Annotated in this window: 20 protein-coding genes and 1 riboswitch; of the genes, 11 read left to right on the top strand and 9 right to left on the bottom strand. The window is 70.2% G+C overall.

The annotated features are described in order from the left end of the window. Positions 1-257 precede the first annotated feature (257 nt). Positions 258-1,457, bottom strand: a complete 1,200-nt coding sequence (locus tag NOO62_RS20140; protein ID WP_268772282.1) for a cystathionine gamma-lyase — start codon at positions 1,455-1,457, stop codon at positions 258-260. Between the two features lie 134 nt (positions 1,458-1,591). Next, a complete protein-coding gene (locus tag NOO62_RS20135; protein WP_268772281.1) occupies positions 1,592-1,969 on the bottom strand; it encodes a phage holin family protein in 378 nt (125 codons plus the stop codon). A gap of 134 nt (positions 1,970-2,103) precedes the next feature. Here NOO62_RS20135 and NOO62_RS20130 point away from each other — a divergent pair, with 134 nt between their 5' ends. The 4 genes from NOO62_RS20130 to NOO62_RS20115 all read left to right on the top strand — a co-directional run bounded on the left by NOO62_RS20130 (position 2,104) and on the right by NOO62_RS20115 (position 4,612). Next, positions 2,104-2,421, top strand: coding sequence for a cupin domain-containing protein (locus tag NOO62_RS20130; RefSeq protein ID WP_055565768.1), 318 nt, complete (start codon positions 2,104-2,106; stop codon positions 2,419-2,421). 199 nt (positions 2,422-2,620) lie between these two features. Then, entirely contained in the window at positions 2,621-2,842 is a 222-nt protein-coding gene (locus NOO62_RS20125; protein WP_268772280.1) for a DUF5326 family protein, read from the top strand. Positions 2,843-3,340: 498 nt separating this feature from the next. Further along, entirely contained in the window at positions 3,341-4,054 is a 714-nt protein-coding gene (locus NOO62_RS20120) for an IclR family transcriptional regulator (protein ID WP_398977769.1), read from the top strand. 114 nt (positions 4,055-4,168) lie between these two features. Beyond that, positions 4,169-4,612 (top strand): SsgA family sporulation/cell division regulator, encoded by a 444-nt coding sequence (locus tag NOO62_RS20115; RefSeq protein ID WP_268772279.1) that lies wholly within the window; start codon positions 4,169-4,171, stop codon positions 4,610-4,612. Between the two features lie 115 nt (positions 4,613-4,727). On the opposite strand, the gene NOO62_RS20110 is transcribed toward NOO62_RS20115, so the two are convergent. Beyond that, complete coding sequence (locus tag NOO62_RS20110) at positions 4,728-6,125, bottom strand: YibE/F family protein (RefSeq protein ID WP_268772278.1); 1,398 nt, start codon at positions 6,123-6,125, stop codon at positions 4,728-4,730. 71 nt (positions 6,126-6,196) lie between these two features. Continuing rightward, positions 6,197-6,352, top strand: a riboswitch (TPP riboswitch). On the opposite strand from NOO62_RS20110, the gene thiC reads away from it, so the two are divergent. Continuing rightward, positions 6,345-8,150, top strand: a complete 1,806-nt coding sequence (gene thiC / locus NOO62_RS20105; RefSeq protein ID WP_268772277.1) for a phosphomethylpyrimidine synthase ThiC — start codon at positions 6,345-6,347, stop codon at positions 8,148-8,150. Its footprint overlaps the riboswitch before it by 8 nt. A 101-nt stretch (positions 8,151-8,251) precedes the next feature. Here the strand turns inward: thiC and NOO62_RS20100 are convergent, their stop codons facing one another. From NOO62_RS20100 to NOO62_RS20090, 3 genes are all read right to left on the bottom strand, one after another. Further along, positions 8,252-9,145, bottom strand: coding sequence for a hypothetical protein (locus tag NOO62_RS20100; protein WP_268772276.1), 894 nt, complete (start codon positions 9,143-9,145; stop codon positions 8,252-8,254). Positions 9,146-9,325: 180 nt separating this feature from the next. Beyond that, positions 9,326-10,381 (bottom strand): metallophosphoesterase, encoded by a 1,056-nt coding sequence (locus NOO62_RS20095; protein WP_321170585.1) that lies wholly within the window; start codon positions 10,379-10,381, stop codon positions 9,326-9,328. A 241-nt stretch (positions 10,382-10,622) separates the two neighbouring features. Beyond that, complete coding sequence (locus NOO62_RS20090; protein ID WP_055565761.1) at positions 10,623-11,744, bottom strand: LacI family DNA-binding transcriptional regulator; 1,122 nt, start codon at positions 11,742-11,744, stop codon at positions 10,623-10,625. Positions 11,745-12,220: 476 nt separating this feature from the next. On the opposite strand from NOO62_RS20090, the gene hisC reads away from it, so the two are divergent. From hisC to NOO62_RS20065, 5 genes are all read left to right on the top strand, one after another. Next, positions 12,221-13,303: a histidinol-phosphate transaminase gene (gene hisC / locus NOO62_RS20085; RefSeq protein WP_268772275.1), complete on the top strand. Its 1,083-nt coding sequence runs from the start codon at positions 12,221-12,223 to the stop codon at positions 13,301-13,303. Between the two features lie 297 nt (positions 13,304-13,600). Continuing rightward, complete coding sequence (locus NOO62_RS20080; protein ID WP_268772274.1) at positions 13,601-15,145, top strand: cytochrome ubiquinol oxidase subunit I; 1,545 nt, start codon at positions 13,601-13,603, stop codon at positions 15,143-15,145. A gap of 19 nt (positions 15,146-15,164) precedes the next feature. Next, positions 15,165-16,169: a cytochrome d ubiquinol oxidase subunit II gene (cydB, locus tag NOO62_RS20075; protein WP_268772273.1), complete on the top strand. Its 1,005-nt coding sequence runs from the start codon at positions 15,165-15,167 to the stop codon at positions 16,167-16,169. A 36-nt stretch (positions 16,170-16,205) separates the two neighbouring features. Then, the gene (gene cydD, locus NOO62_RS20070; protein ID WP_414930858.1) at positions 16,206-19,775 is read left to right on the top strand and encodes a thiol reductant ABC exporter subunit CydD; all 3,570 of its coding nucleotides are present in this window, start codon (positions 16,206-16,208) and stop codon (positions 19,773-19,775) included. Between the two features lie 176 nt (positions 19,776-19,951). Then, entirely contained in the window at positions 19,952-21,691 is a 1,740-nt protein-coding gene (locus tag NOO62_RS20065) for a GAF domain-containing sensor histidine kinase (protein WP_268772271.1), read from the top strand. Positions 21,692-21,768: 77 nt separating this feature from the next. On the opposite strand, the gene NOO62_RS20060 is transcribed toward NOO62_RS20065, so the two are convergent. Continuing rightward, positions 21,769-22,695, bottom strand: a complete 927-nt coding sequence (locus tag NOO62_RS20060) for a Cof-type HAD-IIB family hydrolase (RefSeq protein WP_268772270.1) — start codon at positions 22,693-22,695, stop codon at positions 21,769-21,771. 94 nt (positions 22,696-22,789) lie between these two features. On the opposite strand from NOO62_RS20060, the gene NOO62_RS20055 reads away from it, so the two are divergent. Then, positions 22,790-23,701, top strand: a complete 912-nt coding sequence (locus NOO62_RS20055; protein WP_268772269.1) for an LLM class flavin-dependent oxidoreductase — start codon at positions 22,790-22,792, stop codon at positions 23,699-23,701. A 32-nt stretch (positions 23,702-23,733) separates the two neighbouring features. Here NOO62_RS20055 and NOO62_RS20050 read toward each other — a convergent pair whose 3' ends face one another. Continuing rightward, entirely contained in the window at positions 23,734-24,363 is a 630-nt protein-coding gene (locus NOO62_RS20050) for an RNA 2'-phosphotransferase (protein WP_268772268.1), read from the bottom strand. A gap of 168 nt (positions 24,364-24,531) precedes the next feature. Further along, positions 24,532-25,437 (bottom strand): MerR family transcriptional regulator, encoded by a 906-nt coding sequence (locus NOO62_RS20045; protein WP_268772267.1) that lies wholly within the window; start codon positions 25,435-25,437, stop codon positions 24,532-24,534. Positions 25,438-25,498 lie beyond the last annotated feature (61 nt).

Below are 25,498 nucleotides of genomic sequence, written 5' to 3'. Positions count from 1 at the left end.
GAAATGTGGCCCGGACTGTTCCACGTGAAACATCGCGGACCAGCCGCGCCCTCGTTCGGCGACACCGAGGAGGCCCTGGAGGGGCTTGCACTCGTCATGCCGCACATTGCGCGGGCGCATGATTGGTCGGTGCGTGCCGCGGACGACTGGGCTTGATGGGCGGAACGGTCCGAGCCACGAAGGGGGAGGCTCGGACCGTTCGTTGTACGTAGCCGGGGCGAGTGCCGCGCGTCGGCCGGCGCGCCGCCCGAGGCAGGTCAGTCGGTTGCTGCGGCCGCCTCGTCCAGCGCACGCAGTACGTCCGCCACGAGATCGTCGGGGTCCTCGGCGCCAGCGGAGAAGCGGATGAAGCCCTCCGGAACGGCGTCACCACCCCAGCGTCCACGGCGCTCGGCCGTCGACCGGACACCGCCGAAGCTCGTCGCGTCGTCGACCAGACGCAGCGCTTCGAGGAAACGCTCGGCACGCGCACGCGTGGGCAGCGTGAAGGAGAGCACGCAGCCGAAGCGGCGCATCTGTCGGGAGGCCACCTTGTGCGAGGGGTCGTCGGGCAGCCCGGGATAGCGCAGCCCCGCAACCTCGGTGCGTCCGCGCAGAGCCTCGGCGAGAGTGAGGGCATTCGCGTTCTGCCGGTCGGCGCGCAGTTGGAGCGTGGCCAGCGAGCGGTGCGCGAGCCAGGCTTCCATCGGCCCCGGGATCGCCCCGACGATCTTGCGCCAGCGCCGCACCGACGCGATCAGTTCCGCGTCACGGCAGGCGACGTACCCCAGCAGGATGTCGCCGTGGCCTGTGAGCATCTTGGTACCGCTGGCCACCGCGAAGTCCGCGCCGAGTTCGAGAGGCCGCTGGCCGAGCGGCGTCGCCAGGGTGTTGTCGACCGCCACCAGCACGCCGCGCGCGTGCGCCGCGTCGGCCAGCCGCCGCACGTCGCACACGTCGAGGCCGGGGTTGGACGGCGTCTCGATCCACAGCAGCTTGGCGCCGTCCAGGACGTCGAGCTGGGCGTCGCCACCGGTCGGGGCGGTGCGCACCTCGATGCCGTACGCCGTGAGCTGCTCGCGGACCAGCGGAAGAACCTGGTAGCCGTCGTCCGGCAGGACCACCGCGTCCCCCGCGCGCAGCTGCGAGAACAGGACGGCCGAGATCGCGGCCATACCGGAGGCGAAGACCAGGGTCTCGACGCCCGCCCTTGAGTCCGAACCCGAGTCCGAACCTGAGTCTGCACCCGGCGCCTCGAGCTCGCCGATGGCGCGCTCCAGGTGAGTCCAGGTGGGGTTCTCGTCGCGTCCGTAGGCATAGCCACCCGTGTGGTCGCCCGGCAGGTGGAAGTGCGCGGCGAAGACCGGCCCGGGCAGTGTCGGCTCGTGTTTCACCGGCTCGGGCAGCCCGACCCGGACCGCCCGCGTGCCGTCGCCGAGGCCGGTTCCGCCGCCGTCCCTGTGTCCCGTTTCCGTCATGCCGCCCGCCTTTCCACTGCTGCACGTACCACGTCGAGCAGCATTCGCTCGCCGCCGCCACCATTCTCGGACACGCCCCGGGCCGTCCGGTCAGTCGTCCTCGGATACCCGGTCAGTCGTCTTCGGGCACCCGGTCAGTCGTCCTCGGGCAGGACGACGTTCAGGGCCCAGGACACGACCGAGATGATCAGGCCGCCCAGAACGGCGGTCCAGAAGCCCTCGACGTGGAAGCTGACGTCGAGCTTGTCGGCGAGCCACGAGGTCAGCAGCAGCATCAGGGCGTTGACCACGAGGGTGATCAAACCGAGGGTCAGGATGAACAGGGGGAAGGTGAGGACCTTCACCACCGGCTTGACCAGGAAGTTCACCAGTCCGAAGAGCAGGGCGACAACGATGAGGGTGCCGACTTTCTTGCCCGTGCTGTCCCCGGTCAGAGTGATCTTGTCGAGCAGCCACACGGCGACGGCCAGGGCCGCGGCGTTGGCGATCGTCTTGACTACGAAATTCTTCATGTGTCTGATCGTGGCAGACACGGGCCGTGAACGGTCGGCCCGCGAAGGCCCACGAAGAACCGCGAGCAGCTCTGGGCGAACAGCCCGGGGCGAGCAGCGGCACCACGGTCATCAGCGAGGGGTGTACGAAGGCGATGAAGGCTTTCCGACTGGACGAGCTGGAGGCGGAGCGCGCCGCGAACGACGGTGCGTATCTGCAGTTCCTGCGGGAGAGGAACATGTCGGTCGGGCTGTACGCGCTCAACGCCGGGGACACCGACCCGCAGCAGCCGCACGGGCAGGACGAGGTGTACATGGTCGTCAGCGGGCGCGCGGCGATCACCGTCGGAATGGAGACGACGCAGGTGGCGCGGGGCAGCGTCGTCTATGTGCCGGCCGGTGTCGCCCACAAGTTCCACCACATCAGCGAGGACCTGCGGGTGCTCGTCGTGTTCTCTCCCCCGGAGTCCTGACCCCTCTGTCTGTTGCGGCCTGTTCTCCCTCCGCAGGCTGACCTCCTCAGGGCTGCGACCTCGGGGTTCCCTAGGGGTCGGATCAGGGGAGGGCAAGGGATCCGAGGCCCCCGCAGCGAGCTTCGGCGCTCTAGCATCGAATGCAAGAAGCCGGGAACCTGCGGAGATTCAGGAAACAGAGCGGAGTGAGGTAAGGACGATGGCAGTCAAGGAGATCTTTGCGGGAATGCCGTGGTGGGTGAAGTGGGTGGCCGTTCCGGTCGTCGCACTCGTCGTGTTCGGCAGCCTGATAGCGACCGTGGTCGGTTTCGTGGTCGGCCTGCTCTTCAAGGCCCTGCTATTCGTAGCCTTGGTCGGCGGACTCATCTATGTCGTACGGAAGTTCATATCCGGCTCGTCCTCCTCGCGCACCGACTGGTGAATTTTCGCGAGAGTTCCCTCGGGCGGGGGAAGTTTCTCGGCGGGGCGCCGTAGGACGGTGGCAGAGGATTAGAGTCCGGATGCCGACGCGGGGTCCGATCCCCGCGGCCGGGCGTACGTACGTGCACCGCTCTTTCCTCGCTACCCGCGCACGGGCGGGCACGGGCGGGCCCTCCACGCGCTTCGGGAGTGAACCTTGGCCGCGGTTGACACCACCAGCTCATCGGTCGCCATCAGCGCCTCACGGGCTGACGCCACCGCTGCACCGGTCGGCCCGGACCCAGCCACGACCACCGACCCAGCCACGACCACCGACCCAGTCACGATCACTGGTTCACCCACGATCACTGGCTCACCCACGACCACCGGCCCAGCCACGAGCGCCGACCCACCCACGAGCACGAGCACGAGCCAAGCCACAAGCCCGGCCACGGGCCTCGGCGGCGCCCCCGCCGACCCTGCCGCCGGACCTACCCTCATCGGTTCCGTACAGCGGGCGATGCGGCTCCTGGAAGCCGCCGCGTCGCACCAGAGCGGCGCGCCCGCGAAGCAGTTGGCGCGGGAAGCGGGGCTCGCACTCCCCACCGCGTACCACCTGCTCCGCACCCTGACCCACGAGGGATATCTGCGCCGGGACAAGGGCCTGTTCGTGCTCGGCGAGGCGGCCGAGCGGCTGAGCAGCAGCGGAGCGCAGCAGGACCGGCGCGCACGGATCAACGAGACCCTCGCGCACCTGCGCGACACCCTCGGCGTTCCCGTGTACTTCGCCGTCTATCGAGAGGGGGAGATCGATGTCGTGGCCGTCGCGGACACCCCGGGCAACCCCGCCGTCGAGGAGTGGGCGGACTTCCGGGAGACGGGACATGCCCACGCGATCGGCCAGTGCCTGCTGGGCCAGCTCGACGACGAGGCGCGACAGAACCACCTCGATCGCTACCCGGTTCAGTCGATCACGCGCTACTCGGTCCGGGACGACCGCGCGTTCATCCGGCGGCTCGACGCGATGGAGCGCATGCGGCCCGTCGTGGAGCGGCAGGAGTACGCACTCGGGGCACTGTGCGCCGCCGTCCCGATCATGGCCGGCGACACCGCGGCGACCATGGCCATTTCCGTCCCCTCCGCACAAGCCGACCGACTGCTGCCGGCAGCCGAGAAGTTGCAACGGGAGATCGGAAAGCTACTAGGGACACTCGCCTTCTCTATCAGCATCTGAAAACTCACTCCTTGTGATCTGGTACTTACGTTGCGCAAGATGCGAGGGGTGTCAGGGAGCTGGTTCCTGGCCACGTGAGGGCCTCGAGGGCCAAGTGACGGGGTAGGGCGCGAGATGGGCGAGACCGAGACGGTGCAGGCAGAGGTCATGATGAGCTTCCTCGTTTCCGAGGAGCTGTCGTTTCGCATCCCGGTGGAGCTGCGATACGAGCTCGGGGATCCCTATGCCGTGCGGCTGACGTTCCACTTGCCGGGGGACGCCCCGGTGACGTGGACCTTCGGGCGGGAGCTGCTGATCGACGGGGTGGGCAGGCCGTGTGGGGACGGGGACGTGCGCGTCGAGCCCACCGATTCCCCGTTGCTGGACGAGGCCCTGATCAGGCTTCAGGTCGGCGGGGACCAGGCGCTGTTCAGGGTGGGTATTCCTCCGCTGCTCGCCTTCCTCGACCGTACGGACAAGTTGGTGCCGCTGGGGCAGGAGCGGGCACTCGCCGACTTCGATGCGGACCTCGACGAAACGCTCGACCGCATCCTCGCGGAGGAGCAGAACGCGGGTTGAACCGCTGACATAAACGGACGGAGGCCCACGGCATTTTGGTGCATTTCGAGAGCCGACGCCTGCGGCCCCGCAGCCGACGCTTGCGGCCATGCAGCCAACACCCGCGGTCCCACAGCTAACGCTTGCGGCGCCTTCCCTTTCCCCCGCGGGCGGCCCGGGTCGCCCCGATCGACGCGGTGCGCCCGGGCGTGGTGGAGCGGTCCGCCGAGACGACCAGGGCGGCCAGTGCGGTCGTGACCGGCACTGAGGCGACCAGACCGATCGAGCCGATCAGGGTGCGCACGATCTCCTCGGCGACCAGTTCGCTGTTGGCCACCGTGCCCACGCTGGACTGGGCGATGGAGAAGAGGAGGAGCAGGGGCAGTGCGGCGCCCGCGTAGGCGAGGACGAGGGTGTTGACGACCGAGGCGATGTGGTCGCGGCCGATGCGGATGCCCGCGCGGTACAGGCCGCGCCAGCCCATCGTCGGGTTGGCCTGATGCAGCTCCCAGACCGCGGAGGTCTGGGTGACCGTCACGTCGTCGAGGACACCGAGCGAGCCGATGATGACGCCCGCGAGCAGCAGGCCGCTCATGTCGATGGACGGATACAGGCCATGGATGAGGCCGGTGTTGTCGTCCGTGTTGCCGGTGAGCGCGGCCCAGCCGATGAAGAGCGAGCCGAGGAGGCCGATGAGGAGGAGGGAGATGAGGGTGCCGAGTACGGCGACGGAGGTCCGGGCTGTCAGGCCGTGGCAGAGGTAGAGCGCGATCAGCATGATGGCGCTCGCCCCGATCACCGCCACGACCAGGGGGTTCGAGCCTTGGAGAATCGCCGGCAGGATGAAGAACGTGAGCACCATGAAGCTGATGGCGAGGGCGACCAGGGCCATCACGCCGCGGAGTCGGCCCACGACGACGACGGCGAGCGCGAAGATGCCGGCCAGGAGCGCCATCGGGATCTTGCGGTTCACGTCGGTGACGGAGTACTGCAGTCCTTCGGGGGCCTTGGGCTCGTAGGCGACCACCACCTGTTGGCCCTGCTTCAGTTGGCGTGGCGAGTCGGGCTGGATGATCTCCGTGAAGGTGCGGCCCTTGTCGTCGCCGCTGGTGACCTTGACCGTCGCCTTCTTGCAGATGCCCGTGGCGGTGGACTGTGCGGACTGGCCCTCGGCGGTGGAGGTGTCGCCGTTCGGCGGGGTCTGCGAGGGGCTGAGGTCCTTGCAGGGCAGCTCCTGCACCTTCGTGACGCTCGCCGACTGTGTCTGCCGGTCGAAGCCGACGCCGGTGCGTTCGTGGCTCGGCGTGCCACCGGGCCAGAGCACCACGAGGCCCACGACGACCGCTGTGGCGAAGGGGATCAGTACCGCGGCGATGACCTTGCGCAGGTGCTGGGAGACCGGTGCGGCCGGGCCGTGGCTGTGGGAATGCCCGTGTCCGTGGCCGTCTCCGTGGCCATGTCCGTGGCCCTCCGGAGGCGTCCCGGAGGCGGGCGGCTGCGAGGGCGGCGGGGGCGGCGGCTCTGTGGTGGTCACTGCCCGATCATCGCAAGAACGGGAGGGGCCCTCTGTTCAGCGCGCCCGACATGACGCTAGCGTGGAGCCACCTTTGCAATCGCGGGAGCTCGGAGCACCGGGCTGAGAGGGCGCTGACCTCCGTACGAAGCGGCACAAAATGTGCACGAGCCGTACGGGATTCGCTGCGTCGACCGCCGAACCTGTTACCGGGTAATGCCGGCGTAGGGAGTAGGTCTCATGACCACATCGGACGCACGCACGCCTGCCTCGACGCAGAACGACCAGAACCACCAGGTCCAGAGCGACGAGGCCGGGAAGTCCATCGGCTGGCACAAGGCGTATGTCGAGGGTTCGCGCCCCGACCTGCGGGTGCCGGTCCGACAGGTGCACCTCACCAATGGCAAGGCCGTCACCCTGTACGACACTTCGGGTCCGTACACCGACCCGTCGGCCGAGACCGACGTCCGCCGCGGGCTGGCGCCGCTGCGGGAGAACTGGATCATCGCCCGCGGCGACACGGAGGAGTACGTGGGCCGTCCGCCGCGTCCCGAGGACGACGGCATCAAGCACACCTCGCCCCGCGGCGGGCTCAAGAACCTGGACGCGGTCTTCCCCGGCCGCCCCCGCCAGCCCCGACGCGGCCGTGACGGTCAGGCGGTGACGCAGCTCGCGTACGCCAGGCGCGGCGAGATCACGCCCGAGATGGAGTTCATCGGGATCCGCGAGGGCATGGACCCGGAGATCGTGCGGGAAGAGGTCGCCGCGGGCCGCGCGGTGATTCCCGCCAACGTGAACCACCCGGAGATCGAGCCGATGATCATCGGCAAGAAGTTCCTGGTGAAGGTGAACGCGAACATCGGCAACTCCGCGGTCACCTCCTCCATCGAGGAGGAGGTGGACAAGATGACCTGGGCGACCCAGTGGGGCGCCGACACGGTCATGGACCTCTCCACCGGCCGCAACATCCACACCACCCGCGAGTGGGTCCTGCGCAACTCCCCCGTGCCCATCGGCACCGTCCCCCTCTACCAGGCCCTGGAGAAGGTCGACGGCAAGGCCGAGGAGCTGACCTGGGACATCTACAAGGACACGGTCATCGAGCAGGCCGAGCAGGGCGTGGACTACATGACGGTCCACGCGGGCGTGCGCCTCCCGTACGTGCCGCTCACCGCGCGCCGCAAGACCGGCATCGTCTCGCGCGGTGGTTCGATCATGGCCGCCTGGTGCCTCGCGCACCACAAGGAGAGCTTCCTCTACGAGCACTTCGAGGAGCTCTGCGAGATCCTCGCGGCGTACGACGTGACGTACTCGCTCGGCGACGGCCTGCGGCCCGGTTCGATCGCGGACGCCAACGACGAGGCGCAGTTCGCCGAGTTGCGGACGCTCGGGGAACTCAACACGATCGCCAAGCGTCACAACGTACAGACGATGATCGAGGGCCCCGGGCACGTCCCGATGCACAAGATCAAGGAGAACATCGACCTCCAGCAGGAGATCTGCGAAGAGGCGCCGTTCTACACGCTCGGCCCGCTGACCACGGACATCGCGCCCGCCTACGACCACATCACCTCCGGCATCGGCGCCGCGATGATCGGCTGGTGGGGCACGGCCATGCTCTGCTACGTCACGCCGAAGGAGCACCTGGGCCTGCCCAACCGCGACGACGTGAAGACCGGCGTCATCACGTACAAGATCGCGGCGCACGCGGCGGACCTCGCCAAGGGGCACCCGGGCGCGCAGGACTGGGACGACGCGCTCTCGGACGCGCGCTTCGAGTTCCGCTGGGAGGACCAGTTCAACCTGGCCCTCGACCCGGTCACGGCGCGGGAGTTCCACGACGAGACCCTGCCGGCCGAGCCCGCGAAGACGGCGCACTTCTGCTCGATGTGCGGGCCGAAGTTCTGCTCGATGAAGATCTCGCAGGACATCCGGCGCCAGCACGGCGGCGACCTCGGCTCCGAGGACATCGAGGCGGGCATGGAGCAGAAGTCCAAGGAGTTCGCAGCCGCGGGCAACCGGGTCTATCTGCCGATCGCCGACTGAGAGCGATCGCCGACTGAGGCTCCGTGGTCCCGCCCCCCAGTGGGGCGGCGGGGCCACGAAGCGGTGGTGCGACCCCGAAGCGGTCCGGTTCGGCCGGGCCGCTACTCCGGCTTGTGGTCGGGCCCGCCGAAGTCGGGGCTGGAGAAGTCCGGGCTCGAGTAGCTCGGCCGCGGTCCTGCCGGGCCGCCGTCCGGGCTGCTGAACCCCGGCCTGTGATAGCCGAGTTGCGGCATGCGGCCACCGGCACCGCCGCCGCCCGGCTTCCCCGACGGCGTACGGCCGGCGGGAGCGCCGCCCGGCTCCGTCAGGGCCTCCCGGAGGAACGGCACGACGCCCCGCTCGAGGAGCGCCCGGCCCCAGTCTTCCCTGGCACGGGACACCTCCTCGAGCTGCTCGCCGTGGAGCCCCGCAGGGAGCGAGGTGGACCCGTTGCGCAGGGCGGTCAGGAGCAGACCGACCGCGGCGACCAGGATGGCCCCCGCGGTGAGCGCGCCGAACAGCCATCCCGCGGTGAGCAGGGTGTCCGCGAAGGCGGGCTCGGGGTTGAGCATCTTCAGGATGTAGCCGACGAGCAGGAAGATCGCGGCGGCCGTCCCCGCGAGGACGGGTGCGAGGACCGCGACTACGGCGATCGCGCCGGCGCCCGCCGCTGCCGCAGGTTCGGCGACCTCACCCATGGTGGTGGCGAGGCTGACGCCGCCGGAGCCCGACTCCGCGGCGCTCTGTCCGCTCCCTTCGCGGATCGAGGTGGATGTCGGTCGAGGTTCGCGCAACTCCTCGCGAACCTTCACGTAGTGCGCGTACTCAGCCGCGGCCGCGGCCGTGATCAGTGCTGTCGCGTTCAGGGCCATGGTGCGCAGTTGTTCGGTGTTGAGCCGCCGGCCCACTGCGGCGAGTTCGGGACGGTCAGGTGCGGTGCGCAGCGCCTCGTCGAGGATCCGCTCGTACTCGGGGCGGTCCTCATTGAGCAGGTGTGGAGCGCTGTTCATGTGCATCCCCCGATGCTCCGTAGGGCTGAGGCTCGCATGGCTACGAGCCGTTGGGCAGAAACGGAGGGGAGCCTGCTACGGATAAGCCGATGGTAGAGCCGTGACGGCACGCGGTGACAGGGGGTTTCCGGAAATTGCCCCCCTGGCCAGCGTGATCGTGTAGGGGGGCGGCTGCTCGCGGAACGCTCAGACGGGCAGCGGGAGTTGGCAGACCAGCAGCTTTCCGGCCATGGTCACTCCGCCGTCCATGGCGATGGCCAGGCCGTCGGCGTACACGTGCGGTCCCTCGATGACCGGACCCGCGCCGTCCGACTCGTCCTCGGAGCCGACGTCACCCAGGAGGTAGGGGATGGGGCTGTGACCGTGGACGATGCGTGTGCCGCCGTACATGTCGAGAAGTTCGCGTACGGCCGAGGGGCCCGACTCGTCGCGGAACGCGAAGCGCTTGGTGAACTTGCGGAAGAGGTCCCAGCAGTCGTCCGCGTCGTTGCGCGTGAGGGTCTCCCGGATGGTGTCGTTCACCGCCTCGATCGAGTCACCGTAATCCAGATAGGCGGTCGTGTCGGAGTGCACGAGCAGGTGGCCGTCGGCTTCCTCCATCGCGTCGAGGCGGGCCATCCACTGCAGGTGGTGGTCCTCCAGGCGCTCCATGTCGGTCTTCTGCCCGCCGTTCAGGAGCCAGGCGGCCTGGAAGGTGGCGGTGCCGGCGCCCGAATTCACCGGGGTGTCGCCGAAGCGTTTGGCGCCGAGCAGGAGCAGCTCGTGGTTGCCCATGAGCGCCTTGCAGTACCCGCCGGCGGCGGCGGCCTCCGCGGAGAGCCGCATCACGAGGTCGATGACGCCGATGCCGTCGGGCCCGCGGTCGGTGAAGTCGCCGAGGAACCAGAGGCGCGCGTTGCCCGCGGACCAGTTGCCCTCGGCGTCGAGGAGGCCCTGCTCCTGGAGGGCCGCGACGAGCTCGTCCAGGTAACCGTGCACGTCGCCGACGACGAACAGCGGGCCGTACTCCTCGTTCGCCCGCGGCTGCGGGGGCTCCGGCATGACCTGCACCTGGACGGTGTCACCACGGTTGATGACGGGCAGGTCGCGCTGGGTCGGGGTGTACCCCTCCTCCGGCGCCGCGCCTGGCTCGCCGGGGCTCGCCGGGGCGGGTCCGGTCGTCTCATGGACGTACGCGGGAACGCGGAAGTCGCGCAGCGTCGCCGTCCGCACATCGGGTCCCTGACCGGCCCCCTGAGTCATCGACCCCTCCACCACCATTGCGCCGCATCTGCACCGAGATCGGACTGCTTGGTCGCAGCGGCCCGCGGTGTCGTCCGCCCATCATAGGAATGCGGCTCCCGCTGTGTGGTGCACCAGGGGTGGTGAATCGGTGCCGGACCACGATTCACCGCGCTTTTCTCCCGAATTGGGCAGAGGTTTCCCCGCTGGTGGCGGGTTGGATGCCTACCTCTGCCCGGGTCGGGGGTATGGGCGGGAGCGATCAGCCGGAGCCGGGCGAGCGGGGCGGGCTGACCGTCGTGCGCGGCGGACGTCGCTCGGACGAGGTGCGCACGATCAGTTCGGTCGGTATCACCTGCTCGACCGGACGCCCCGAATCGAGGCCCTCGATGGCGTCGATCAGCAGCTGGACGACGGCTGTGCCGATGCGCCGCGGCTTGAGGGAGAGCGTGGTGATGGGCGGTTCGGTGGTGGCGTACACCGTCGACTCGCTGCAGCAGACGAGCAGCAGGTCGTCGGGGACGCGCAGGCCGTACCGCCGGGCGGCGGCGAGCAGGTCGGTGCCGTTGGGGTCGAAGAGGCCGTAGACGGCGTCGGGCCGGTCGGGCCTGGCGAGCAGCCGGTCGGCGGCGACGGCGCCCGCGCAGGGGTCGTGCGCGGGATAGGACTCGTAGACCGGGTCCTGGCCGACGCGTTCGCACCAGCGCAGGTAGGCGGTCGTGGACAGGTGGGTGTAGGTGTCCGTGGTGGTGCCGGTGAGCAGGCCGATCCGGCGGGCGCCGGCGGCGGCCAGGTGGTCGAGGATCTCCAGGACCGCGGCCTCGTGGTCGTTGTCGACCCAGGCGGTGACCGGCAGGGATCCTGCCGGGCGGCCGTCGGAGACCACCGGCAGGCCCTGTCGGACCAGCTCGCTGACCACGGGGTCGTGGTCGGAGGGGTCGACGACCACGGTGCCGTCGAGTGCGACGTTGGACCATACGTCGACGGGGCTGCGGCGGGAGGTGGCGGGCAGGATGACCAGGGCGTAGCCCCGGGCGAGTGCGGCCGAGGTGGCGGCTCTGGCCATCTCGGCGAAGTAGGCGAATTCGGTGAAGGTGAAAGGTTCATCCCCGTACGTCGTCACGGTCAGGCCGATGAGGCCCGACTTGCCGGTACGGAGGGTGCGGGCCGCGGCGGACGGGCGGTAGCCCAGCCGTTCTGCGACCTCGCGGACGTGGCGTCGGGTGGCGTCGGGCAGCCGACCCTTGCCGTTGAGGGCGTCGGAGACAGTCGTGATGGAGACACCGGCGGCGGCGGCGACGTCTCTGATGCCCGCTCGACTCTGCCGGTTGCCCCGGCGTGCGGTCTCCGCTCGGCTCACCTGGTGCTTCCCTGCTGCTGTCATGGCGAGCCGATAGTAGGGCTCATGGGGGTGGGTAGCAGGGACGCATATTCACTCGTTGACAGGCACGTTTCTGCATGGCAGAGGAGGGGCAATGGCCTTGGAATGCAAGGGAGTTGCCGGGTTCGAAGGGTAGCTGCCCCTGATCGTCGCGCGCGGACCTGCCAAAGGTGTCAGGTCTCGAAGAGGTCTCAACTCACCTTCACGAGGGACGCGCGCCACGGAGTGAGCTACCGGCGCGTGAGGGAGCGTGGGGCGCTCCCCCCTCTCCGCACGCCTTGGGCGGGCGACGGACCCGGGGGGGGATCCAGGGTGCGGATCCAGGGTGCGGATCGGAGGGGCGGATCGGAGGGGCGGATCCGGAGGGTTCGTACGCGGATTCCGGCAGGCCATTCGCAGCGGGGCCGAATCCTCATAAGGTAAGCAGTATTCGAACTGATGTGACGGCAAGAGCGTGCATGGCCCAGAGGAGGACTGCGGTGAGCGAGACGAACCCGAGGCTGCGTGCCGAGCTTGAGGGGATTCCCACCTACAAGCCGGGCAAGCCCGCTGCGGCGGCCGACGGTCCCGCAGCCTACAAACTGTCCTCCAACGAGAACCCCTATCCGCCGCTGCCCGGCGTGATGGAGAGCGCACTCGCCGCCGCCGGGTCCTTCAACCGTTACCCCGACATGGCGTGCACGGCCCTGATGAGCGAGCTGGCCGACCGCTTCGGAGTGCCCACGTCGCACATCGCCACCGGCACGGGTTCCGTCGGCGTCGCCCAGCAGCTGCTGCAGGCCACGTCGGGACCGGGGGACGAGGTGATCTACGCGTGGCGTTCCTTCGAGGCGTACCCGATCATCACGCAGGTCAGCGGTGCGACGTCGGTGCGGGTGCCGCTGACGGACGGCGAGGTGCACGACCTCGACGCGATGGCCGACGCCATCACCGACCGCACCCGGCTCATCTTCGTCTGCAACCCCAACAACCCCACGGGCACCGTGGTCCGCAGGGCCGAGCTGGAACGGTTCCTCGACCGGGTGCCGAGCGACGTCCTGGTCGTCCTGGACGAGGCGTACCGCGAGTTCATCCGTGACCCCGAGGTGCCGGACGGCATCGAGATCTACCGAGACCGGCCGAACGTCTGCGTCCTGCGTACGTTCTCGAAGGCGTACGGCCTCGCGGGACTGCGCGTCGGCTTCGCGGTCGCCCACGAGCCGGTGGCCGCCGCGCTGCGCAAGACGGCGGTGCCCTTCGGTGTGAGCCAGCTCGCGCAGGACGCGGCGGTGGCGTCGCTGCGTGCCGAGGACGAGCTGATGGGCCGGGTCGGTTCGCTGGTCAACGAGCGCACGCGGGTGGTCGAGGCGCTGCGCGGGCAGGGCTGGACGGTGCCCGAGACGCAGGCGAACTTCGTGTGGCTGCGGCTCGGGGACCGTACGGCGGACTTCGCGGCGGCGTGCGAGAAGGCCGGCGTGGTCGTGCGGCCGTTCGCGGGCGAGGGGATGCGGGCCACGATCGGCGAGACCGAGGCCAACGACATCTTCCTGCACGCGGCGGAGGCCTTCCGCAAGGAGTTCTAGGAGCGAGTTCTAGGAGCGAGTTCAGGGAGCGAGTTCCAGGGTCCTTCGGGGCTCTGGCTTCTGGAAGGCCTCGGGCGGTGCCCGGGGCCTTCTTTCGTGCCCGCTCAGGACGGTCCCGTCACCCGGTCCGGCCGTACCCGTCGGTAAGGGGGACCCCCCTTTCGGGTTTCGACAGCTCGTACGACATAATGCTTGTGAATGTGAACGCGTTCACAAGCGTGCCCCGGTTCGTCCCGAGATCAGTGGGAGAAAAGGGACGAATGTTCGCTGTGGGCACGGCGAGTAAGGAGAGACGCAGTGGACCTGGCTCTGGCGCCGGAAACCCTGGCGCGATGGCAGTTCGGCATCACGACCGTCTACCACTTCCTGTTCGTTCCCCTGACGATCTCGCTCGCCGCCCTGACGGCGATCCTTGAGACGGCATGGGTGCGGACGGGCAAGGAGCACTACCTCAGGGCGACGAAGTTCTGGGGAAAGCTGTTCCTGATCAATATCGCGATGGGTGTCGTCACGGGCATCGTGCAGGAGTTCCAGTTCGGCATGAACTGGTCCGACTACTCCCGCTTCGTCGGTGACGTCTTCGGAGCGCCGCTCGCCTTCGAGGCGCTGATCGCCTTCTTCTTCGAGTCGACCTTCATCGGTCTGTGGATCTTCGGCTGGGACAAGCTGCCGAAGAAACTGCACTGCGCGACGATCTGGATCGTCTCCATCGGCACGGTCCTGTCGGCGTACTTCATCATCGCCGCCAACGCCTTTATGCAGCACCCGGTCGGCTACAAGATCGTGGAACGGGACGGCACCAAGCGCGCGGAGCTCACCGACTTCGCGAAGGTGCTGTTCCAGGAGACGACGCTCGTCAACTTCTTCCACGTCATATCGGCGGCCATCCTGGTCGGCGGCGCCTTCATGACCGGCATCGCCATCGTCCACCTGCGCAAGAAGCAGCACATCCGCACCATGCGGATGTCGATGCGGCTGGGCCTGGTCACCGCGTTCGTCGGCACCCTGCTCACCGTCGTCAGCGCCGACACCCTCGGCAAGGTGATGTACGAGCAGCAGCCGATGAAGATGTCGGCGGCCGAGGCGCTGTGGGAGACCGAGAAGCCGGCGCCGTTCTCGCTCTTCGCGTACGGCGATGTCGCCAAGGGACACAACGACGTCGCCATCGAGGTGCCCGGCGTCCTGTCCTTCCTCGCCAAGAACAACTTCGACGCCGAGATCCCCGGCATCAACGACCTCAACAAGCAGGCGCAGGAGAAGTACGGGCCCGGCGACTACCGGCCCAACATCCCCACCGCCTACTGGTCGTACCGCTGGATGATCGGCTTCGGCGGGGTCTCGATGGCGCTGTGCACCGCGGGCCTGTGGCTGACGCGGAAGAAGTTCTGGCTCGCGCCCGAGCACCGCACCGGCGCCGACGACATCCCCAAGCTGATGCTCACCAAGAACAAGGAGCTCTCGCCGAAGCTCGGCAACTGGTGGTGGCGGCTCTCGCAGTGGACGCTGATCTTCCCCCTCATCGGCACCGCCTGGGGCTGGATCTTCACCGAGACGGGGCGGCAGCCCTGGGTGGTCTACGGAGTCCTGCGCACCCGGGACGCGGTCTCCCCCGGCGTCTCGCAGGGCGAGGTGCTCACCTCACTCATCGGGTTCACGCTGATCTACGCGATCCTCGCCGTGATCGAGGTGAAGCTGCTGCTCAAGTACGTCAGGAAGGGCCCGCCCGAGCTGACGGAGGCGGACCTCAACCCGCCCACCAAGATCGGCGGACCCGGCTCGGGCAAGGGCACCGGCTCGGACTCCGATTCCGATGCCGACCGGCCCATGGCCTTCTCGTACTGAAGGAAGGAGAGACGCGGACATGGAACTTCACGACGTCTGGTTCGTACTGATCGCCGTCCTATGGATCGGCTACTTCTTCCTGGAGGGCTTCGACTTCGGGATCGGCGTTCTGACCAAGCTGCTCGCCCGCGACCGGGTCGAGAAGCGGGTCCTCATCAACACCATCGGGCCCGTCTGGGACGGCAACGAGGTCTGGCTGCTCACCGCGGGCGGCGCGACCTTCGCCGCCTTCCCCGACTGGTACGCGACGCTGTTCTCCGGCTTCTACCTGCCGCTGCTGATCATCCTGATCTGCCTGATCGTGCGCGGTGTCGCCTTCGAGTACCGCGCCAAGCGGCCGGAGGAGCGCTGGCAGACCAACTGGGAGCACGCGATCTTCTGGACGTCGCTGATCCCGGCGGTGATGTGGGGCGTGGCGTTCGGCAACATCGTGCGGGGCGTGAAGATCGACGCCCACAAGGAGTACGTGGGCAGCTTCTGGGACCTGCTCAACCCGTACGCGATCCTCGGCGGCCTGGTCACCCTGACGCTGTTCACGTTCCACGGCGCGGTGTTCGCCTCGCTGAAGACCGTGGGCGACATCCGGATGCGGGCGCGGAAGACGGCGCTCGGCCTGGGTCTCGTCACCGCCGTCCTCGCCCTCGGGTTCATGGTCTGGACCCAGGCCGACAAGGGCGACGGCAAGAGCCTGATCGCGATGATCGTGGCGGTGGTCGCCCTGGTGGGAGCCATCGCGGCGATCAAGATCGGTCGTGAGGGCTGGTCGTTCGCGCTGTCGGGGATCACGATCGCGGCGGCCGTCGCGATGCTCTTCCTCACGCTCTTCCCGAACGTCATGCCGTCGTCGCTGAACGAGGAGTGGAGCCTCACGGTCACCAACGCCTCGTCCAGCCCGTACACCCTGAAGATCATGACGTGGTGCGCGGGCATCGCGACGCCGGTCGTGCTGCTCTACCAGTCGTGGACGTACTGGGTGTTCCGCAAACGGATCGGGACGCAGCACATCGCGGATGCCGCGCACTGAGGCCGTTGCCCAAGCCTGTTGAAGGGTGTGTTTCACGTGAAACCGATCGACCCGCGTCTGCTCCGGTACGCCCGCGCCACTCGCTTCTTCCTGGTCGCGGTCGTGGTCCTGGGGCTGGCCGGAGCGGGCCTGGTCGTCGGGCAGGCGATGCTCATCGCCGAGATCGTGGTGGGCGCCTTCCAGGACGGGCGTTCCGTCGGTGACTTGGGCACTCCCCTGGTACTGCTCGCGGCGGTCGCCGCCGGGCGGGGGCTGGTCTCCTGGCTGACCGAGCTCGCCGCGCACCGGGCGAGCGCGGCGGTCAAGTCCGAGCTGCGCGGGCGGCTCCTGGAGCGGGCGGGGCAGCTCGGGCCGGGGTGGCTGACCGGACAGCGGACCGGTTCGCTCGTCTCGCTCGCGACGCGCGGCGTGGACGCGCTCGACGACTACTTCTCGCGTTATCTGCCGCAGCTGGGGCTCGCGGTGGTGGTGCCGGTGGCGGTGCTGGCCCGCATCGTCACTGAGGACTGGGTGTCGGCGGCGATCATCGTCGTGACGCTGCCGCTCATCCCGGTCTTCATGATCCTGATCGGCTGGGCCACGCAGAACCGGATGGACCGCCAATGGCGGCTCCTCTCGCGCCTGTCGGGGCACTTCCTGGACGTGGTCGCGGGACTCCCGACCCTCAAGGTGTTCGGCCGCGCCAAGGCGCAGGCCGAGTCGATCCGGAAGATCACCGGCGAGTACCGGCAGGCCACGATGCGGACGCTGCGCATCGCCTTCCTGTCGTCGTTCGCCCTGGAGCTGCTCGCGACGATCTCGGTCGCCCTGGTCGCGGTGACCATCGGCATGCGGCTCGTGCACGGCGAGATGGAGCTGTACGACGGACTCGTCGTCCTCGTCCTCGCTCCGGAGGCCTACCTGCCGCTGCGCCAGGTCGGTGCGCAGTACCACGCGGCGGCGGAGGGGCTGTCGGCCGCCGAGGAGATCTTCGAGGTCCTGGAGACCCCGGTGCCGGCTGCCGGGACGGGGGCGGCGCCTTCGGGTGTCCTGAGCGTGCGGGGCGTGACGGTCCGGTACCCGGGGCGGGCGGCCGACGCCGTCTCCGGGGCGTCCTTCGAGGTGGCGCCGGGGGAGACCGTGGCGCTCGTGGGGCCCAGCGGGGCGGGCAAGTCGACGCTGCTGAACGTGGTGCTCGGGTTTGTGCGGCCGAGCGAGGGGCGGGTGTGCGTCGGGGGCGTCGATCTGGCGGAGGTATCGCCGGAGTGGTGGCGCGAGCGGATCGCGTGGGTGCCGCAGCGGCCGCACCTGTTCGCCGGGACCGTCGCGGAGAACGTGCGGCTCGCGCGGCCCGACGCGGACGACGCGCAGCTGCGGGAGGCCCTTAAGGACGCGGGTGCACTGGAGTTCGTGGACGCGCTGCCTGCCGGGGTGCAGACCCTCCTCGGGGAGGACGGCGCCGGGCTCTCCGCAGGGCAGCGGCAACGGCTCGCGCTGGCCCGCGCGTTCCTCGCGGACCGGCCCGTGGTGCTGCTCGACGAGCCGACGGCGGCGCTGGACGGCGGTACCGAGGCGGGTGTGGTGGAGGCGGTTCGCCGGCTCGCTGTGGGGAGGACGGTACTGCTGGTCGTGCACCGGCCCGCGCTGCTGGCCGTCGCCGATCGTGTGGTGCGGCTGGAGGCCGGGGGCGGGGTGGCCTCTCCGGCTGCCGATCCGGCTGCCGACAGCAAGACCGGCCCGGACGCTCGTGGTGTGGAGGGCGTGGAGGACGTGGAGGGTGTGGCGGGCGTAACCGGTGACGCGGTGATGCCTGACGCTCCGAAGAGCGAGACCACGAGCGGCTCCAAGGGGGCCCGTTCGGGCGCCGGGGTCCTGGCCAGGGTCCGGGACGCCGCCCGGGCGCGGCGCGGGCAGCTGGCGCTCGCGCTGCTCCTGGGAAGCCTCGCGCTCGCCAGTGCCGTCGGGCTCATGGCCACCTCCGGGTGGCTGATCTCGCGGGCCTCCGAGCAGCCCCCGGTGATGTACCTGATGATCGCCGTGACGGCGACCCGCGCCTTCGGCATCGGTCGCGCCGTCTTCCGGTACGCCGAGCGCCTCGTCTCGCACGACGCGGTGCTGCGGATGCTCGCCGACACCCGGGTCGCCGTCTACCGGCGCCTGGAGCGGCTCGCCCCGGCAGGACTGCGTGGGACCCGGCGCGGCGACCTCCTCTCCCGGCTGGTCGCCGATGTCGACGCACTGCAGGACTACTGGCTGCGCTGGCTGCTCCCCGCCGCCTCCGCCGCCGTCGTCGGCGCGGGAGCCGTCGGGTTCACCGCCTGGCTGCTGCCCGAGGCGGGTGCCGTGCTCGCCGCCGGACTGCTCGCCGCGGGTGTCGCCGTGCCGCTGGTGAGCGGCGCCGTCGCCCGCCGTGCGGAGCGGAAGCTGGCTCCCGCGCGCGGGGTGCTCGCCACGCGGGTGGCCGATCTGCTCACGGGGACCGCGGAGTTGACCGTCGCCGGTGCGTTGAAGCGACGTACCGCCAAGGCCGGTGAGGCCGACGCCGAGCTGACCCGCATCGCCTCGCGGGGCGCCACCGCCACCGCGCTCGGCGACGGGCTCGGGGCCCTCGTGACCGGGCTCACCGTGGCCGCGGCCGCGCTCGTCGGTGTGCAGGCGGTCCACGACGGACGGCTCAGCGGTGTCGCCCTCGCCGCGGTCGTCCTCACCCCGCTCGCCGCCTTCGAGGCGGTGATGGGCCTGCCGCTCGCCGTGCAGTACCGCCAGCGGGTCCTGAAGAGCGCTGAGCGCGTCTACGAAGTCCTCGACGCGCCCGTGCCGGTACCCGAGCCCGCCGAGCCCGCAGAGGCGCCGCAGACGCCCTTCCCGCTGCGTGTCGAGGGGCTGCGCGCACGCTACGAGGGTCAGGACCGGGACGCGCTCGCGGGCGTCGGCCTCACGCTGGAGCGAGGGCGGCGGATCGCCGTCGTCGGGCCGTCCGGATCCGGCAAGACGACGCTGGCGCAGGTGCTGCTGGGGTTCCTCGGGGCGTACGAGGGGACGTACACGCTGGGTGGGACGAACGCGCTCGGTGGCAGTGAAGTGGCCGCGCTGGACGGCGACACCGTGCGCCGCATGGTCGGTCTGTGCGCCCAGGACGCCCACATCTTCGACAGCTCGGTGCGCGAGAACCTGCTGCTCGCCAAGAAGGACGCCACGGACGACGAACTGCGCGACGCCCTGGAGCGCGCACGGCTCGACGACTGGGCCTACGCGCTGCCCGACGGCCTCGACACGCTCGTCGGCGAGCACGGGGCGCGGCTCTCCGGAGGGCAGCGGCAGCGGCTCGCGCTGGCCCGCGCGCTCCTCGCCGACTTCCCCGTCCTCGTACTGGACGAGCCCGCCGAACACCTCGACCTGCCGACCGCCGACGCCCTGACCGCGGACCTCCTGGCCGCGACCGAGGGGCGCACGACGCTGCTGATCACGCACCGGCTGGCAGGCCTCGACGCCGTGGACGAGGTGATCGTCCTGGACGCGGGCCGGGTGGCACAGCGCGGCACGTACGCGGAGCTCGCGGCGGAGGAGGGGCCGCTGCGGCGGATGCTGGACGTGGAGCGGGCGGCGGATCTGCTGGTGGCCGGGTGAGGGCGGCCCGGGTCTGGTGGCTGGGGTGAGGACGGCCCGGGTGAGGACGGTCCGGGTCTGGTGGCTGGAGTGAGGACGGTCCGGGTGAGGACGGTCCGGGTGATGACGGCCCGCCGCGTACGGTCTCGACTCGGTCTCGACTTTCCCCTGTAAATAGGACTTACTAGGCTCAAAGCATGCCAGTACCCTCGGCCTCCGCCGACTCCCCGCTCCCCGACGGCTCACCGGACACGGTGGATGCCGCGGCGGCGCGGGCGACCCACAGCCTCCAAGGGCTGTCCCCCGAGCTGACGTCGCGGGTGCCGCAGCTGCTCGAAGCGATGCGGGCGGTCGGCACCGGGCTCGAACTGCACATCACCCTGGACCGCATCTGCGAGACCGCGGCCGAGCTCGCGAACGCGCACTACGCCGCGATCGGCGTCGTCGCCGAGGACGGCGAGGGCCTCTCCGACTTCGTCTACCACGGCATCGACGAGGCGACCGCGGAGCGCATCGGCCGTCTGCCGGACGGCCACCGGGGGCTCCTCGGCGCCCTCATCCACCAGCCGAGGACACTGCGCCTCGCGGACCTCTCCGCCGACCCGCGCTCCTGCGGCTTCCCGGCCCACCACCCGCCGATGCGGACGTTCCTCGGCGTCCCCATCCGCGTCCAGGGGGAGATCTTCGGGAACCTCTACCTGACCGAGAAGCGCGACGGCGCGGACTTCAACGACTACGACGTGCACATGGTCCGTGTCCTCGCCACGGAGGCGGGCATCGCGATCGGCAACGCGCGCCTCTACGAAGCCGCCAAACAGCGCGAACGGTGGATCGACGGCTCGGTGGCGGTCACCACCGCGCTGCTGTCCGGCAGCGACGCCGAGGAAGCGCTCGCGGTCGTCGCCGAGCAGGCCAGGCACCTCGCGGACTCCGCCGCCGGCATCGTGCTGCTGCCCGACGACGAGGGCGGCATGGAGGTCGTCGCGGTCTCCTCCGACGAGCCCAACGGGGCGCTCGGCGTGATCGTCCCTCCGGAGAGCCGCATCGTCGCGGACCTCCTCGAAGGGGAGTCGGTTTTCGTCGACGACGCGGCGTCGGACCCCCGCATCATGACCGACATCGCCCGCGCCTACGGCCCCGTCATGATGCTGCCGCTCCAGAGCGACGGCCGCGTCCTGGGGACGTTGGTGACGCCCCGCGCGCGTGGGGCACGTCCTTTCAGCGAGGCGGAGCGGACCCTCGCCACCCAGTTCGCCTCACAGGCCGCGCTCGCGCTGATGATGGCCGAGGCCCAGCGGGACCGGGAGCGGCTCGCGGTGTACGAGGACCGCGACCGGATCGCCAGGGACCTGCACGACCTCGTCATCCAGCGGCTGTTCGCGACGGGGATGATGCTGGAGAGCGCGCAGCGCAGGTCGGTCGTGCCGGAGGTGCAGGTCGGTGTCGGCAGGGCCGTCGACGAGCTCGACGTGACGATCCAGGAGATCCGCACGGCGATCTTCGCGCTGCAGCAGGGTCCCGCGGAGGCGCCGTCGGGGCTGCGCACCCGCGTCCTGCGCGAGATCAACATGGCCGCCGTGCCGCTGGGCTTCAAGCCCTCGCACCACTTCGTGGGGCCCGTCGACGCGGTGGTCGGCGAACTGACGGGCAAGAACCTCATCGCGGCGCTGCGGGAGGCGCTGTCCAACGCGTTCCGGCACGCGCAGGCCGCCCGTATCGACGTCGTGGTCGACTCGACCGTGGTCCTCGCCGACGGGCAGCACGGGGTGCGTCTGACGGTCGCCGACGACGGCGTGGGCATCGCGGAGGGCGGTCGGCGCAGCGGCCTGAAGAACCTCAAGCGGCGCGCCGAGTCGCTGGGCGGTGACAGCTGGTACGGGCCGGGCATCGGCGAGGACGGGGGCGGTACGACGGTGGTGTGGGAAGCGCCGTACTGATGTCGGGCGTCAACATCCGGCGCCCTGTGTCAGGCGCCGTCCGACGTTCCGCGTCAGGCGCCGTCCGACGTTCCGCGTCAGGCGCCGTCCGACGCCCGGCGGTCCGCCAGGATCTGTTCGATCACGACCGCCACACCGTCGTCGTTGTTGGCGACCGTGCGCCCGGAGGCCGCCGCGATGACGTCCGGGTGGGCGTTGCCCATCGCGTACGACGTACCCGCCCAGGCGAGCATCTCGATGTCGTTCGGCATGTCTCCGAAGGCGACGACTTCCGCGGGCGTGATGCCGCGCTCGGCGCAGCACAGCTCTAGAGTGCTCGCTTTCGAGACGCCCGGGCCGCTGATCTCCAGGAGGGCGCTGGGGCTCGACCGGGTGACCGTCGCCCGGTCGCCGATGGCCGCGCGGGCGAGGACCAGGAACTCGTCGGGCGCGAGTCCGGGGTGGAAGGCGAGCACCTTCAGGACGGGCTGCTCGGCGACCGCGGAGTCCGCGAGGGTCTCGGCGAGGAGTTTCTCGGCGGGCGCGACGCTCTCACCCGGCTCCATGTGGAGCGGCGGGTACGTCTCCTCGTGGTGCAGTCCCCCGGTCCGCTCGATCGCGAAGGACGTGCCCGGCGCGGCGGCGCGCAGCCTGCGGACGACGTCGAGCGCGCACTCCCGCGAAAGCTCGCGGATCTTGACGAAGCTGTGGGTGCCGGGGCCGCCGTGCAGGTCGACGACCGCGGCGCCGTTGCCGCAGATGGCGAGGCCGTGGCCGTGGACGTGGGCGCTGACGACGTCCATCCAGCGGGCCGGGCGGCCGGTCACGAAGAAGACCTCGATCCCCGCCGCCTCGGCGGCGGCGAGGGCGGCGACCGTGCGGTCGGAGACCGACTTGTCGTCGCGCAGCAACGTGCCGTCCAGGTCCGTCGCGATCAGCCGGCACCGCGGCCGCGGGGCGGCCTGGCTGCTGGCTGCGGGGGCGCTGGGGGCCGGGGTCCGGGGCCCTGGGGTAGCTGAGGTCACGCCGTCGATTGTCCCGCACATGCCTGCACGGGCGTGCGCTGGGGCGCACATTTGAGTGGGCGGGCGCGGCCCGGGCCCCCGTAAGCTCTGAGACATGAGTCTGCGCCTGAGCACCGTGATTCTCCCCGTACACCGCTGGAACGAGGGTGGCCGCGATCAGTGGCGGCGGGCCGAGGAGCTCGGCTTCCACACGGCGTACACGTACGACCACCTGGCCTGGCGCACCTTCCGCGACGGCCCGTGGTTCGGCGCGGTGCCCACGCTGACGGCCGCCGCGACGGCCACCGAGCGGCTGCGCCTGGGCACACTCGTCACCTCGCCCAACTTCCGGCACCCCGTGACGCTCGCCAAGGAACTCATCTCGCTCGACGACATCTCCGGCGGCCGGATCACGCTCGGCATCGGCGCGGGCGGCAACGGCTTCGACGCGACGACGCTGCTGAAGGGCGACGAGGAGCCGTGGACCCCGCGCGAGCGCGCCGACCGCTTCGGCGAGTTCGTACCGCTGCTCGACCGGCTCCTGACCGAGGACGCGGTGACGTACGAGGGGACCTTCTACTCGGCGCGTGAGGCGCGCAACATCCCGGGCTGCGCGCAGCGGCCGCGGCTGCCGTTCGCGGTCGCGGCCACCGGGCCGCGCGGTCTGCGGCTCGCGGCCCGGCACGGGCAGGCGTGGGTGACCACGGGGGACCCGAAGCTCTACGAGTCGGGTACGCCCGAGGAGTCCCGCGAGGCGCTCCGCGGCCAGGTCGACAAGCTCGGCAAGGCGTGCGCCGAGGCCGGCCGCGACGTGGCCGAGCTCGACAAGATCCTTCTGACGGGCTTCACCCCGGACCGCAACCGCCCGCTGGAGTCGCTGGACGCCTTCGTGGACTTCGCGGGCCGCCACCAGGAGCTCGGCTTCACCGAGCTCGCCGTCCACTGGCCGATCCCCGGGTCCGACTTCGCCGCGGACCAGTCGGTGTTCGAGCGGATCGCCACCGAGGCGGTCGCCCAGCTCGGCTGAAGTCGGTGGTCCGGCCGAGGCCGGAGGGGGGCTCAGCGCGATCCCGGGAACCGCACGAAGCGCGGCGGCACCGCGGCCGTGAGCCAGACGCCGTTGGCGCTGACCTGGAAGACGTGTCCGGCACGGTGCATCGCGCCCGAGTCGACGGACAGGACGACGGGCCGGCCCCGGCGGGCGCCGACGCGCGTCGCGGTCCCGCGGTCGGGCGAGAGGTGCACGGCGTGCCGGTTCATGGGGCGCAGGCCTTCGGCGCGGATCGCGGCCAGGTGCGTGGCGACGGTGCCGTGGTAGAGGTACGCGGGCGGGGTCGCCGGGGGCAGGTCCAGGTCGATCTCGACGGAGTGGCCCTGGCTCGCGCGGATCCGGTCGCCGTCGATGGCGAAGCGCTGCTTGTCGTTGACGGCCACCACGTGGTCGAGCTCGGCCCGGGTGATGGGGAAGCGGTGGGCGGCGGCCGCGGCGAGGAGCGCGTCGATCTCCACCCAGCCGTTCGCGTCGAGGGTGAGTCCGATCCGGTCCGGGCTGTGGCGCAGGTGCTTCGACAGGTACTTGGACACCTTCACGGTGCGCTGCTCGCCCGCTGTGGTGCGCTGTCTGTCCGCCACGGTGTGCTGCTCGCCCGCCACGACGGTTCCTTCTTCTGCGGGACGTCTTTCTTTCATGCCTCCAGCGTCTCGGTCAGCCGTTCTCCGCGCACTCGATTTTCGTCCACCGGTTTTTCATCGAGAGATTCCGGGCCAAAGGTTTGATCCACAACCAAGTCGAGTTATCCACAGGCCAGTTGGCGATTCTGTGGACAACTCCCGGGCAATAAACGCCTTTTGGGCAAGTTAGCTACTAGCGCGCGGACTTGCGGCTAGTGCGTCCAATGTCCGCGTCTGCACTTCGCGTTCGGCGGCCGCTGCGACGAACGCCGCTACGCCCTCGTCGCCAACCAACGCCTGTACACGCCGCATTGTCGAGCCGGGCAGTGCCACGTACTGCGGCTCCTCCGCCGCTGGCGGCGCCGCGCCCGCCTCCAAGTGCTGTCGCAGGTGCTTCGTGGCGAACATCCGCATGGCGCGGGCCAGTTCTGCGTCGACCGACTGCTGGGCGAGCGGTCGCAGCTTGCGTACGAGGGACGCCGCCTCGGCCGCGTCCGCCTCCGTCGGTGGATGGTGGTCCAGATAGCGCGCGAAGACGTGCTCGGTCGTGAACTCCAGGAAACGGGACGCTATGTGCTCGACCTGGCCTCTCAACTCGCGCAAATGCCCCGAAATCGCAAGCAGCGGGACCCCGGCCGCGTACAACTCCACCGCCACAGCCAGCTCTTGAGGGCTCGGGACCAGGTACTCGTCATCGCGCCCCGGCACCGGCTCCAACACGCCGAGAGCGACCGCGTCGGCCACCGCGGCCTCGTCCGGCGTCCCGCCGAACGCAGCGTCCAGCTCGGCCCGGGTGATCCGGTCGGCCTTCTCGTCCGTCCACGGCCCGTCGACCTCGGCGACCAGGCCAAGCACCCCGCCGAGACCCCGTCCCGCGTCCCAGGCCTCCAGGAGCTCCTTGATGGAGGCCAGGGTGTAACCGCGGTCCAGCAGGTCCGCGATCTGGCGCAGCCGTGCCAGGTGTGCGTCCCCGTACACGTTGGCCCGGCCGCGGCGCTCCGGGCGGGGGAGCAGACCGCGGTCCTGATAGGCGCGGATGGTCCGGACCGTCGCACCGCTGTGGTGCGCCAGATCCTCGATGCGGTACTCCACGCTGCCCGTCCTCCGTGCTGACTCGTGCCGAAGCCGTGTGCCAAAGCTGTGTGCCAAAGCC

This window comes from Streptomyces sp. Je 1-369, assembly GCF_026810505.1.
Lineage (GTDB): Bacteria > Actinomycetota > Actinomycetes > Streptomycetales > Streptomycetaceae > Streptomyces.
Note: the sequence above shows the minus strand (reverse complement) of the source record. Positions and strands in the feature narration are given on the sequence as shown.